At 73.6% G+C, this 13031-nt stretch carries 8 protein-coding genes; 2 read left to right on the top strand and 6 right to left on the bottom strand.

From position 1 onward, the window contains the following. Positions 1-60 precede the first annotated feature (60 nt). Positions 61-1635: a signal recognition particle protein gene (ffh, locus tag ACUYMY_RS10370; RefSeq protein ID WP_481703481.1), complete on the bottom strand. Its 1575-nt coding sequence runs from the start codon at positions 1633-1635 to the stop codon at positions 61-63. Positions 1636-1786: 151 nt separating this feature from the next. Between ffh and ACUYMY_RS10375 the strand changes: the two genes are divergently transcribed. Further along, positions 1787-3205, top strand: coding sequence for a glucose-6-phosphate dehydrogenase (locus tag ACUYMY_RS10375; protein WP_481703482.1), 1419 nt, complete (start codon positions 1787-1789; stop codon positions 3203-3205). Positions 3206-3213: 8 nt separating this feature from the next. Here ACUYMY_RS10375 and ACUYMY_RS10380 read toward each other — a convergent pair whose 3' ends face one another. From ACUYMY_RS10380 to ACUYMY_RS10390, 3 genes are all read right to left on the bottom strand, one after another. After that, complete coding sequence (locus ACUYMY_RS10380) at positions 3214-4602, bottom strand: ammonium transporter (RefSeq protein ID WP_481703483.1); 1389 nt, start codon at positions 4600-4602, stop codon at positions 3214-3216. A gap of 279 nt (positions 4603-4881) precedes the next feature. After that, on the bottom strand, positions 4882-5220 hold the full coding sequence (locus tag ACUYMY_RS10385; RefSeq protein WP_481703484.1) for a P-II family nitrogen regulator: 339 nt from the start codon (positions 5218-5220) through the stop codon (positions 4882-4884). After that, entirely contained in the window at positions 5217-6593 is a 1377-nt protein-coding gene (locus ACUYMY_RS10390) for an ammonium transporter (protein WP_481703485.1), read from the bottom strand. The genes ACUYMY_RS10385 and ACUYMY_RS10390 overlap by 4 nt, the downstream gene beginning before the upstream one ends. Positions 6594-6861: 268 nt before the next feature. Here ACUYMY_RS10390 and ACUYMY_RS10395 point away from each other — a divergent pair, with 268 nt between their 5' ends. Beyond that, entirely contained in the window at positions 6862-8076 is a 1215-nt protein-coding gene (locus tag ACUYMY_RS10395) for an MFS transporter (protein WP_481703486.1), read from the top strand. Between the two features lie 13 nt (positions 8077-8089). Here ACUYMY_RS10395 and ftsY read toward each other — a convergent pair whose 3' ends face one another. Together ftsY and smc are read right to left on the bottom strand one after the other, a co-directional pair. Further along, a complete protein-coding gene (ftsY, locus tag ACUYMY_RS10400) occupies positions 8090-9307 on the bottom strand; it encodes a signal recognition particle-docking protein FtsY (protein WP_481703487.1) in 1218 nt (405 codons plus the stop codon). Positions 9308-9364: 57 nt separating this feature from the next. Continuing rightward, positions 9365-12970 carry a chromosome segregation protein SMC gene (gene smc / locus ACUYMY_RS10405; RefSeq protein ID WP_481703488.1) on the bottom strand — a complete coding sequence of 1202 codons (3606 nt, stop codon included), beginning with the start codon at positions 12968-12970 and terminating at the stop codon, positions 9365-9367. Positions 12971-13031 lie beyond the last annotated feature (61 nt).

A 13031-nucleotide genomic window follows, 5' to 3' on the forward strand; every position in this document is an offset into this window, starting at 1 on the left:
GGGCGCCTCCCAGCGGAGGCGCCCCTTTCTCGTGCCCGGTTGGATGCCGGAGCGGCCAGGCTACTTGCCGAGGAACTTCTCGAAGCCCTTGGGCAGGTTCAGGGCCGAGGGGTCGAAGTCCTCCGGCATCTGCTGCCCGAAGGCGGAGCCCGGCGCGGACTGCGCCCCGGCGGCGCGGCGGGCCTCGGCCTCGCGCAGCTGCTGCGCGGCCTTGGCGGGGTTGCCCGACTTGGCCTTCTTCTTGGCGTTCTTCCCGGCCGGCTTGCGCGAGGCGCCGCCCATCCCGGGGACGCCGGGCATGCCAGGGATGCCGCCGCCCTGGGCCATCTTGCGCATCATCTTCTGCGCCTGGCCGAAGCGCTCGAGGAGGCCGTTGACCTCGGAGACGTGGACGCCCGAGCCGCGGGCGATGCGGGCCCGGCGGGAGCCGTTGATGATCTTCGGGGCGAGGCGCTCGTGCGGGGTCATGGACCGGACGATGGCCTCGACGCGGTCGATCTCGCGCTCGTCGAACTGCTCGAGCTGCTGCCGGAAGTTCTGCGCGCCCGGCATCATCATGAGCATCTTCTTCATCGAGCCCATCTTGCGGATCTGCTGCATCTGGGCGAGGAAGTCCTCGAGCGTGAAGTCCTCCTGGTCGGCGAACTTCTTCGCCATCCGGGCGGCCTCGTCCTTGTCCCAGCTCTTCTCGGCCTGCTCGATGAGCGTGAGGATGTCGCCCATGTCGAGGATGCGGGAGGCCATGCGGTCCGGGTGGAAGAGCTCGAAGTCGTCGAGGCCCTCGCCCGTGGACGCGAACATGACCGGGCGGCCGGTGATGGACGCGACGGAGAGCGCCGCGCCGCCGCGAGCGTCGCCGTCGAGCTTCGAGAGCACGACGCCGGTGAAGTCGACGCCCTCCTCGAAGGCCTTGGCCGTGTTGACCGCGTCCTGGCCGATCATGGCGTCGATGACGAAGAGGACCTCGTCCGGGTTGATCGCGGCGCGGATGTCCGCGGCCTGCTGCATCATCTCGGCGTCGACGCCGAGGCGGCCGGCCGTGTCGACGATGACGACGTCGTGCAGCTTGGCGCGCGCCTCGTCGACGCCGCCGCGGGCGACGGCGACCGGGTCGCCGGTGGCGGCCTCGAACTCCGACTGCACGCCGGGGTGCGGGGCATAGACGCCGACGCCGGCCCGCTGGCCGACGACTTGGAGCTGGGTGACGGCGTTGGGCCGCTGGAGATCCGCGGCGACGAGGAGGGGCGAGTGGCCCTCGCGCTTGAGGTGCTTCGCGAGCTTTCCGGCGAGGGTCGTCTTGCCCGCGCCCTGGAGGCCGGCGAGCATGATGACGGTCGGCGGGTTCTTCGCGAGCCGCAGGCGGCGGGTCTCCCCGCCGAGGATGCCGACGAGCTCGTCGTTGACGATCTTGACGACCTGCTGGCTCGGGTTCAGGGCCGCCGAGACTTCCTCGCCGAGGGCCCGCTCGCGGATCCTCGCGGCGAAGTCGCGCACGACGGGCACGGCGACGTCGGCGTCGAGGAGGGCGCGGCGGATCTCGCGGACCGTGGCGTCGACGTCCGCTTCGCTCAGCCGGCCCTTGCCGCGGAGGTTCTTGAAGGTGGCGCTCAGGCGATCCGAGAGGGAATTGAACACGCGGGGTGCACTTCTTTCAGTAACGGGTATCTATCCGGTTCCCGGCGCGCGGCTGGCGGCGGGCGAACTGACTCCGCCGCCCAGCACCGCGACGCGCCGCGGCTCATCCCCAAGGGTATCAACGGCCACCCGCGGATGGCATGCTGGCACGGTGACTGCGCCGATCCCCGAGTCCGAGCCGACCCGCACGCTCCTGGTCCTGGGCGCCTCGGGCGATCTCACCGGCAGGCTGCTCCTCCCCGGCCTGGCCCAGCTGCTCGCGACGGGCCGGCACCCGCAGCTGGCCCTCGTCGGGGCGGGCCACGAGCCGTGGACGCCCGAGCAGTGGACCGGGCGCGTGCACGATGCGACGGAGGGCGCGCTCTCCGATGCGACGGAGGAGGGCCGCCGGACCCTCGAGCGGCTCCGGCACGAATCGGACTACCGGCAGGCCGACGTCACCGCTCCCGGCGTGCTCGCGAAGCTCATCGGCTCCCTCCCTGCGCCGGTGGCCGTCTACTTCGCCCTCCCCCCGCGCGTGAGCGTCGCGGCGTGCGCCCTGCTCGACCACGAGGACCTCCCGCCCGGAACCCGGCTCGTGTTCGAGAAGCCCTTCGGGACCAGCGCCGAGTCAGCGGCGGAGTTCAACGCGCACCTGCGCCGCCTCGTGCCCGAGCAGCAGGTGTTCCGGGTCGACCACTTCCTCGGCAAGGGGACGGTGCTGAACATCCTCGGGCTCCGGTTCGCGAACCGGATCCTCGAGCCAGTGTGGAACCGCGACCACATCGAGAAGGTCGAGATCGTCTTCGACGAGGACCTCGCCCTCGAGGGCCGGGCGGGCTACTACGACAGCGCGGGGGCGCTGCGCGACATGGTGCAGAGCCACCTCCTGCACATCCTCGCCCTCCTCGCGATCGACGCCCCCGCAGCCCTGCACGAGCGGGACCTGCGGGACGCCGTCAGCACCGTGCTGCGGGCCGCGAGGGTCCCCCTCCCCTACACGGAGACGACGCGCCGCGCGCGGTACACCGCGGGCGCCCTGAACGGCAGGAGCGTGCCCGACTATGCCGCCGAGCCCGGCGTGGACCCGGCCCGCGGCACGGAGACCCTGGCCGAGGTCACGGTGACGGTGGACAGCTGGCGCTGGGCCGGGGTCCCCTTCGTGCTGCGCTCGGGGAAGGGCATGGGAGCCAAGCGGAAGGAGGCGGTCGTGACCTTCCGGCAGGTCCCGCACCTTCCGAACGGCTTCCGCGGCATGGACACACCGACCCGGTTGCGGATCGGCTTCGGCCCCGACACCTTGCGGCTCGACGTCGACGTCAACGGCCCCGGCGACGTGCTCAGCCTCAACAGGGTCACGCTCGACGCCGACCTCAACGCCCCGGACCTGCTCCCCTACGGCGAGGTGCTCGACGGCGTGCTCTCCGGGGACCCGCTCCTCTCGGTCCGCGGCGACACGGCGGAGGACTGCTGGCAGGTCGTCGGCCTCGTCCTCGAGGCGTGGGCCCGCGGAGAGGTCCCCCTCGAGGAGTACGAGGCCGGCGGGACCGGGCCCGCGGGGTGGGCGACGTCGCGCCGTGACCCCGCCTGACGCCGTCGTCAGCGGGCGGCGGCGCCCGCGAGCTCGCCGGCGTCGGACGGCGCGCGGTCCCCGGACCCCGACTCCGCGCGAGACTCCGGGATGCTGAGCCCGAGCGGGTGGAACGATCCGCCCGAGGCGCCGGGCGTGCCGTGGGCGTAGGCGGTCTCGGCGTGGAGCGCGAGGTCCACGCCGGTCTCCTCGGCCTCCTCCGAGACCCGGAAGCCCATCGTGGCCTTGATGGCCAGGGCGAGCACGAGGGAGACCGCGAACGAGTAGGCCATGACCGCGACGACGCCGACAGCCTGCACCGCGAGGAGGTCCAGGCCACCGCCGTACAAGAGGCCCTGGCCGCCCGACGGCGCCTCGGGACTGGCCGCGAGGCCGATGAACAGCGTGCCGACGATCCCGCCGACGAGGTGCACGCCCACGACGTCGAGCGAGTCGTCGTAGCCGAAGCGGTACTTGAGGCCCACGGCGACGGCGCACACGGCGCCGGCCACGAGGCCGAGGACGACGGACCACAGCGGCGTGAGGGCCGCGCACGAGGGAGTGATGGCCACGAGGCCGGCGACCGCGCCCGAGGCGGCGCCGAAGGACGTCGCGTGGCCGTCGCGGCGCTTCTCGACGGCGAGCCAGCCGAGGACCGCGGCGCACGGGGCGACGAGCGTGTTGATCCACGCGAAGCCGGCGACGCCGTCCGCGGCGAGGGCGGAGCCGGCGTTGAAGCCGAACCAGCCGAACCAGAGCAGGGCCGCGCCGAGCATCACGAACGGGAGGTTGTGGGGGCGGTGGTTCGGGTCCGTGCCGAAGCCCCTGCGCTTGCCGAGGACGAGCGCCAGGGCGAGGCCCGCGGCCCCCGCGTTGACCTCGACGACAGTCCCGCCGGCGAAGTCGATGAGGCCGAGGCCGTTGAGCCAGCCGCCGGCGAAGACGCCGTCGGCGTCCGTGCTCGAGTCGAACACCCAGTGGGCGACGGGGAAGTACACGAGAACGGCGAAGAGGCCGGCGAAGACCATCCACGAGCCGAACTTGGCCCGGTCGGCGATCGCGCCCGAGACGAGGGCCACCGTCACGACGGCGAAGGTGCCCTGGAACGCGGCGAAGGCCAGCTCGGGAACGGTGCCGACGAGCGGCGTGTCCTCGCCGGTCGCGAGGAGCGTCTCGAGGCCGAAGGCCTCGAACGGGCTGCCCACGAGGCCGCCGCCGAGGTCGGTCCCGAAGGACATCGAGTAGCCCACCGTGACCCACAGGACGCCGACGAGCGCGAGGGCGCCGAAGCTCATCATCATCATGTTCAGCACGCTCTTCGCCCGGGTCATGCCTCCGTAGAGGAACGCGAGGCCGGGAGTCATGAGGAGCACGAGGGCTGAGGAGGCGAGGACCCAGGCGGTGTCGCCAGCATTCATGGGGGTGCCTTTCACGCAGGTCACGGGGCGGAGGACGGGCATCTGTCCGCCGCGCCGCTCCCCCCGGGGCGCCGCGCGCGGACCGCTGGCGAATAGACTCCCGTCCCCGTGTTTCAGGCAGCCGCCATCCGGGTTGCACCCGTGTTACAGGAATCCCCCCTGGCGTTAAGACCTCGTCACCGGCGTGTTAACGCAGTGTTTCGCACGGACGACGGCGGGAAAGGAACCCGCCGTCGTCCGTGCGAAACGCGCTGTCTTCGGTTGCTGTGTCCGCGACCCCTAGATCGCGGCCGCCCCGCGCTCCCCGGTGCGGACGCGGACCGCCTCCTGGACATCGATCGTCCAGACCTTGCCGTCGCCGGCCCGGCCCGTGTTCGACGTCGTGATGATGACGTCCAGGATGTCGTCCGCCTGCTCGTCAGTCGCGAGGACCTCGACGCGGAGCTTGGGGATGAGGTCCACGCTGTACTCGGCGCCGCGGTACACCTCGGTGTAGCCGCGCTGGCGGCCGTAGCCGGATGCCGAGCTGACGGTCAGTCCCTGGACCCCGTAGGCCTCGAGGCCCTCACGGATCGCATCGAGCTTCTCAGGCCGGACGATCGCCGTGATGAGCTTCATGCCTCAACCTTCTTCCCGGCGGACTTCTCGGAGAGGAGGTCGTCCGCGTTGAATGCCTGCACCTCGGCCTCGGCGCGGTGGCCGAGCGGGTGGAAGCCGGAGCCCGCCGAGCTCGACGAGTAGGCCGTCTCGGCGTGGAGCGCGATGTCGACACCCGCCTCCTCCGCCTCCGAGGAGACGCGGAACCCGAGCGTCTTGCTGATGAGCCACCCGATCACGAGCGAGAGCACGAACGAGTAGGCGAGGACCGCGCCGGCGCCGATGGCCTGCTTGCCGAGGAGCTCGAGGCCGCCGCCGTAGAAGAGGCCCTGCCCGGCCGCCGGGGACTCCGGGTTGGCCGCGAAGCCGATGAACAGCGTGCCGAGGACGCCGCCGACGAGGTGGACGCCCACGACGTCGAGCGAGTCGTCGTAGCCGAAGCGGTACTTGAGGCCGACGGCGAGGGCGCACAGGACGCCGGCGATGAGCCCGAGGACGATGGACCACAGCGGGGTGATCGCCGAGGCGGCGGGAGTGATGGCCACGAGGCCCGCGACGATGCCGGATGCGGCGCCGAGCGACGTGGCGTGGCCGTCGCGCAGCTTCTCGACGATGAGCCAGCCGAGGATCGCGGCGCACGGGGCGACGAGGGTGTTGATCCAGGCGTAGCCCGCCACGGAGTTCGCCGCGAGGGCGGAGCCGGCGTTGAAGCCGAACCAGCCGAACCACAGGAGGCCGGCGCCCAGCATGACGAACGGGAGGTTGTGCGGGCGGTGGTTCGGGTCCTTGCCGAAGCCGCTGCGCTTGCCGAGGATGAGCGCGAGCGCGAGGCCCGCCGCGCCGGCGTTGATGTGCACGGCGGTGCCGCCGGCGAAGTCGATGGCGCCGAGGCCCTGGCCGATCCAGCCGCCGATCGGGTTGCCCTCGGCATCCTTGTTGAAGTCGAAGACCCAGTGCGCGACCGGGAAGTACACGAGGACCGCAAAGAGGCCGGCGAAGACCATCCACGAGCCGAACTTGGCGCGGTCGGCGATCGAGCCGGAGATGAGGGCCACGGTGATGATCGCGAAGACGGCCTGGAAGCCGACGAAGACGATCTCTGGGATCGTGCCGGCCAGCGGCGCCGCCTCACCCGTGGTGAGGACGCCCTCGAGGCCGAACTTCTCGAGCGGGTTGCCGAGCAGGCCGGCGCCGATGTCAGTGCCGAAGGACATCGAGTACCCGACGGTGACCCACAGGACACCGACGAGGGCGATGGCCCCGAAGCTCATCATCATCATGTTCAGGACGCTCTTGGCACGGGTCATGCCCCCGTAGAAGAACGCGAGGCCGGGCGTCATGAGCAGCACGAGGGCCGCGGAAATGAGAACCCAGGCGGTGTCACCAGTGTCCATGGTGGAGCCTTTCGAGTGTGCGGGCGACGAAGGGGCGTTCATGGCGCCGGAGGCGGCCTCCCGCAGCCCTGAACCTGACATCAAGCATCCGGCGGCGGTGTTTCAGCCGGTCGCGGCACAGATTGCGCTCCCGTTACAAGTTGCTCCCGCGCGTAAAGCGCTCGCTACGGGTTCGTTTCGCGCGTGTTTCGCCCGCGTCCCGCGAGGGTTCTCTTCCTCACACCGGGCGCATCGCGGTGTGAGGACGACGCTGCCCTAGGGTGGAGGCATGCCTCGACTCCCCGCGCGTCCGTCCGTGCCCCGTGACGTCTGGGTGATGGTGGCCGCGGCGTTCGTCATCGCGGTGGGGTTCGGCCTCGTCGCCCCCGTGCTCCCCCAGTTGGCCACGAGCTTCGGCGTCGGCGCCACGGCGGCATCGGTGATCGTGAGCGCCTTCGCCCTCGCGCGCCTGTGCCTCGCCCCCGCCGCCGGGCGGCTCGTCGACCGGCTCGGCGAGCGGCCGGTCTACGCGTCCGGCCTGCTGCTCGTGGCCGCCTCGAGCGCCGCGTGCGCCTTCGCGCCCGACTACTGGACGCTCCTCGCCGTGCGCGGCCTCGGCGGGATCGGCTCGACGATGTTCACGATCTCCGCGGCGGGCCTCATCGTCCGGCTCGCGCCGCCCGACGCGCGCGGGCGCGTGAGTGGGCTCTACGCGTCCTCCTTCCTGCTCGGGAGCATCGCGGGCCCCGTCCTCGGAGGCCTCCTCGCAGGCTTCGGCCTGCGCGTGCCGTTCCTCGTCTACGCCGCCGCGCTCGTCGTGGCCGCCGCCGTCGTGCACCTCCTTCTCGGGCGGGGAGCGCCGGGTCGCGGCAAGGGGGCAGCGCGTCCGCCCCTCGGGCTTGCGGAGGCGCTGGACAGCGGCGCGTTCAGGGCCGCCGTGGGGTCGAACTTCGCCAACGGGTGGGCGACCTTCGGCATCCGGATGGCGCTCGTGCCGCTCTTCGCGACGGCGGCCCTCGGGGCCGGCTCGGGCACGGCGGGCCTCGCGCTGGCCCTCTTCGCAGCCGGGACCGCGGCGTCGCTGACATTCTCGGGCCGGCTCACGGACCGATGGGGACGCCGCCCCGTCGCCCTGCTCGGGCTCGCCGGGACGGCCGTGCCCACGGCGCTTCTGGGCGTGAGCGGCTCCGAGGCGGCGTTCTTTGCCCTCTCCGTCGCGGCGGGGTTCGGCTCGGGCTTCCTCGGCCCGTCCCTCCAGGCCACAGTCGCGGACACGATCGGGGCGGAGCGCAGCGGCGGGCGCCCGCTCGCAGTGTTCCAGATGGCCGCGGACATCGGCAGCATCCTGGGCCCGCTCGTCGCCGGGGCGCTCGCGGACGGCATCGGCTACGGCTGGGCATTCGCAGTCTCGGGCGCGTGCCTCCTTGCCGCGGCGCCGCTGTGGGCCTTCCGTGACCACAGCGCAACGGCGCCCGTCCCCGAGCGGGGACGGGCGCCGTCGTGAGCCTGCGGCGTCGCTAGGCGAGGATCGCGTCGACGAACGCCTCGGGGTCGAACGGCGCGAGGTCGTCCGGGCCCTCGCCGAGGCCCACGAGCTTGACGGGGACGCCGAGCTGGCGCTGGATCGCGACGACGATCCCGCCCTTGGCGGTGCCGTCGAGCTTGGTCAGGACGATGCCCGTGATGTCGACGACCTCGGAGAAGACCTTGGCCTGGTTGAGGCCGTTCTGGCCGGTCGTCGCGTCGAGGACGAGGAGGACCTCGTCGACCTCGGCCTGCTTCTCGATGACGCGCTTGACCTTGCCGAGCTCGTCCATGAGGCCCACCTTGTTCTGGAGGCGGCCCGCGGTGTCGACCATGACGACGTCGACCTCCTGCTCGATGCCCGCCTTGACCGCCTCGAAGGCGACCGACGCCGGGTCGGCGCCGTCGACGTCGGACTTCACCGTGGGCACGCCGACGCGCGCGCCCCACGTGGCGAGCTGCTCGGCGGCGGCGGCGCGGAACGTGTCCGCGGCGCCGAGGAGGACGTCCTTCTCCTCGGCAACGAGGACGCGCGCGAGCTTGCCGACCGTCGTCGTCTTGCCGACGCCGTTGACGCCCACGACGAGCACGACGGCGGGCTTGCCGGCCTTGCGGTCGACGCTGAGGGAGCGGTCGAGCGAGGGGTCCACGAGCGCGACGAGCTCCTCGCGGAGCATCGCGCGGACCTCGTCGGGGCTGCGGGTGCCCATGACCTTGACGCGGTCGCGGAGCGAGTCGACGAGCGCGATGCTGGGCTCGGTGCCGATGTCTGCGAGCAGGAGGGTCTCCTCGACTTCCTCCCAGACGGTCTCGTCGATCCTGTCGCTCGCGAGGAGCGCGAGGAGCCCCTTGCCGAGGATGCTGTTGCTCTTGACGAGCCGCTCGCGCAGGCGCGTGAGCCGGCCCGCGACGGGGGCCGGCGTCTCGGTCGGGACGGCCTCGACGACCGACTCGTCGACGACGTCGCGGGCGGGCGCCTCGGCCTCGGGCTCGGCGGGCTCGGGCAGGGTCTCGACGCCGGACGGGGCAGGCTCGGTGTCGACGGCGCTCGGGCGGGTGGGGGTGATGACCGGGTCGTTGGCGTCGCGCGGGCCGGTGTACTCGATCTTCTTCCGGCGGCCGCGCACGAGCCCGAGGACGGCCCCGGCGACGACGAGGACCGCGATCGCGACGACGATGATGACGGGCAGGATGGCGGAGAGGTCTGTCACGCCTCCTAGCTTCTCACAGGCCCCCGGAGCCGCCGGCCGCCGGTCACTGCTCGCAGCTCACCGCGCGGGCTCGAGCCTCTCGAGCCGCTGGCTGATGACCGTCGAGACCCCGTCGCCGCGCATCGAGACGCCGTAGAGGGCGTCCGCGACCTCCATGGTCCGCTTCTGGTGCGTGATGACGATGAGCTGGCTCGACTCGCGCAGCTCCTCGAACACCGTGATGAGCCGGCCGAGGTTGGTGTCGTCGAGCGCCGCCTCGACCTCGTCCATGACGTAGAAGGGCGAGGGGCGGGCCTTGAAGATGGCCACGAGCAGCGCGACTGCGGTGAGCGAGCGCTCCCCGCCCGAGAGGAGCGAGAGGCGCTTGATCTTCTTGCCCGCGGGCCTGGCCTCGACCTCGATCCCGGTGGTCAGCAGGTCCGCCGGGTCGGTGAGCACGAGGCGGCCCTCGCCGCCGGGGAACAGCCGCGCGAAGACCCGCTCGAACTGCTCCTGCGTGTCGGCGAAGGCCTCGGCGAAGACGCGCTGCACGCGCTCGTCGACCTCCTCGATGATCTTCAGCAGGTCCTTGCGGCTCGCCTTGAGGTCGTCGAGCTGGGTGCTCAGGAAGCGGTGGCGCTCCTCGAGCGCGGCGAACTCCTCGAGGGCGAGGGGGTTGACCTTGCCGAGCGCGGCGAGGTCCCGCTCGGCCCGCCGGAGGCGCTTCTCCTGCTCGGCGCGGACGAACGGCACGCCCTCCTCGACGGGCGTGCCGTCGTCGTCGACCTCGACGCGGAGGGCGGCCCACTTGTCGGCGGGCCCCTCGGGCACGGGGACCCGGCGGTGCGGGCCGAACTCGGCCACGAGGGCCTCGGCGGAGAGCCCGAGCTCGTCGACGGCCCGCTCGTGGAGGGCCTCGAGCCGGAGCCTCTGCTGGGCCCGGGCGAGCTCGTCGCGGTGGGCTGCGTCGTTGAGCTCGGCGAGCTCTCGCGCGAGCTCGTCGTTCCCCCGGCGCAGCCCCGAGAGCCGCTCGTCGAGCTGCGCGCGCCGGGCCTCGGCCTCGTCCCGCTCGGCGGCCGCCTCCTCGACGGCGGCGTCCAAGGCCGCGAGCCCGGCCTGCGCGGCCTGGGCCACGGCCTGCGCCCGGGCGGCCTGGCGGGCGCGCCGTTCGGCCCGGCGTCTGGCCTCCTCGGCGGCCCTGCGCTCGGAGGCGGCCGCGCGCTCGAGGGACTGGGCCCGCGCCTCGAGGGTCCGCTCCTGCTCCTGGGCAGTGCGCAGCGCGAGCCGCGCCTCGAGCTCGGCGGAGCGGGCCGCGACCGCCTCGGCATGCAGGCGGTCCCGCTCGTCGGCGGCGGGCTCCTCCTCGGGTGCCTCCTCGGCGAGCTCGAGCCGCTCGGCCGCGGCCTCGAGCGCGAGCTGCTCCGACTCGAGCTGGGCGCGGGCCTGCGCGAGCGACGCGGCGAGGCGCTCCTCCTCGGCGGCCGCGCCGCGCAGCTGGGCGTTGAGCGCAGCGAGCTTCTCGGCTACGGCGGCGAACCGCGCGTCCGAGTCGTTGAGCGCGGCGAGGGCCGCCTCGGCCCGTTCCCGGGCGGCCCGCTCGTGCTCGGTGGCCGAGGCGAGCGCGAAGCCGCAGCGCTCGTACTCCGCCTGGGCGGCGTCGAGGGCGGCCTGGGCGCGCTCGACGTCGGCCTGGAGCTGGATCGTGGACGGCGCGCCCGCCGAGCCGCCGCGCAGCGACGCGGCGGTGACGAGGTCGCCGTCGGCCGTCACTGCGACGAGCCGCGGATGCTCGGCGACGAGCGCGGCGGCCACGGCGAGCGAGGGCACGACGGCGGCATGCCGGGTGAGACGGCCGACGGCGGCGGCCACGCGGGGGTCGGGGTCGACGGCGTCGGCGAGCCAGCGCGCGCCCGGCGGGAGGGCGGGACGGGTGCCGTCGTCGTCGCCGGCCGGCTCCGTGCCGGCTGCCGAGGGCGGCTCCCCGCCCACGAGCAGGGCGGCCTGGCCCGCGCCGTCGCGCTTGAGCCCCTCAAGAGCAGCGGCGGCCTCGTCGGGGCCGGCCATCGCGATCCCCTCGGCGAGGGGGCCGAGGACCGCCGCGGCGGCCGCCTCGACGCCGGGCGCCACGCGCACCATGTCGGCCACCGGTCCGAGGACGCCGGCGGCCGAGGAGAGCACGGCCCCCGTCCCGTCGCGGTCCTTGAGCCCCGCCGAGAGGGCCTCGAGGCGGGCCTGCCCGGCCTGCCGGTCCGCGGCCGCCTTCCGGCGGCGCTCGAGGACGGCCTCGCGCTCCTCCTCGGCGGCCGCGAGCTCGGCCGCCGCCTCCTCGTACTCGGCGTCGAGATCACCCTCGCCCTCCTCGACGCCGGCGATCTGGGTCTCGAGGGCCGTGTACTCCTCCTGCGCGGCGCGCTCGCGCTCGCTCGCCGAGCCGAGGGCCGCCTGGAGGCGCCCGATCTCGCCCTCGGCGGCCTCGACCCGGCCGCGCGCGGCGGCGACCTGCCCGGCGAGGCGCGCGAGGCCCTCGCGCCGGTCGGCCTGGGCGCGGAGGAGGGCGGTGTGGCGGCGGTCCTCAGCCGTGGCCTCGGCCTCGGCGGCAGCGCGGGCCTCCTCGGACGCGGCGAGGGCCTCGGCCCTGACCTCGACGGTCTCGGAGACGGCCTCGAGCTCGAGCCGGAGGGCCTCGGCCTGCCGCTCGAGCGCCTCCGGGTCGCGGCCCCGAACCGGGGCGTCCGACGAGCCGAGGAGTCGGCGGCGCTCGAGCGCGAGGGAGGCGAGGGCGCGCAGCCGCTCGCGGCCCTGGGCCAGCCGGTACCACGTGTCCCGGGCCGCGTTGAGAGCGGGGGTCGCGGCGGCGGCGGCCCGCTCGGCCTCGGCCTGCTCGCGGCGCCCGGCGTCGAGGCGCCGCTCGACCTCGGCCCGGCGCTGGACGAGGGCGGTGACGTCGGCGTCCTCCTTCTCGAGCGCGGCGGCGAGGGTCGCGATGTCGTCGGCGAGCAGGCGGCAGCGGGCGTCGCGCACGTCGGCCTGGATGCGCTGGGCGCGGCGGGCCACCTCGGCCTGGCGGCCGAGCGGGCCCAGCTGCCGGCGGATCTCGCCGGTGAGGTCCGTCAGGCGGGCCAAGTTGGCCTGCATGGCCTCGAGCTTGCGCACCGTGCGCTCCTTGCGGCGGCGGTGCTTGAGGATCCCCGCGGCCTCCTCGATGAAGCCGCGCCGGTCCTCGGGGGTCGCGTGCAGGACGCGGTCGAGCTGCCCTTGGCCGACGATCACGTGCATCTCGCGCCCGAGGCCCGAGTCGCTCAGGAGCTCCTGGATGTCCAGGAGCCGGCACGGCGTCCCGTTGATGGCGTACTCCGAGCCGCCCGCGCGGAACAGCGTGCGGGAGATCGTGACCTCGCTGTACTCGATGGGCAGGGCGCCGTCCGCGTTGTCGATCGTGAGCGAGACCTGCGCGCGGCCCAGGGGCGGGCGCCCTGCGGTCCCCGCGAAGATGACGTCCTCCATCTTGCCGCCGCGCAGCGTCTTGGCGCCCTGCTCCCCCATGACCCACGCGAGCGCATCCACGACGTTGGACTTGCCCGAGCCGTTCGGGCCCACGACGGCGGTGACGCCCGGCTCGAACTCGAAGGTCGTGGCCGAGGCGAAGGACTTGAAGCCTCGGATGGTCAGGGTTTTGAGGTGCAAGGGTCCTGCTGTCTCGCTTGGCGGCCGATGATGCTCCAATTTACGCCGCGACACCCCGCGG

The sequence above is a fragment of the Sinomonas sp. T428B genome (assembly GCF_056780155.1).

Bases quoted from the DNA above. Each gene is read 5' to 3' on its own strand.
- ACUYMY_RS10380 (WP_481703483.1), bottom strand. From the start codon at position 4,602: ATGAATGCTGGCGACACCGCCTGGGTCCTCGCCTCCTCAGCCCTCGTG.
- ACUYMY_RS10385 (WP_481703484.1), bottom strand. From the start codon at position 5,220: ATGAAGCTCATCACGGCGATCGTCCGGCCTGAGAAGCTCGATGCGATC.
- ACUYMY_RS10390 (WP_481703485.1), bottom strand. From the start codon at position 6,593: ATGGACACTGGTGACACCGCCTGGGTTCTCATTTCCGCGGCCCTCGTG.
- ACUYMY_RS10395 (WP_481703486.1), top strand. From the start codon at position 6,862: ATGCCTCGACTCCCCGCGCGTCCGTCCGTGCCCCGTGACGTCTGGGTG.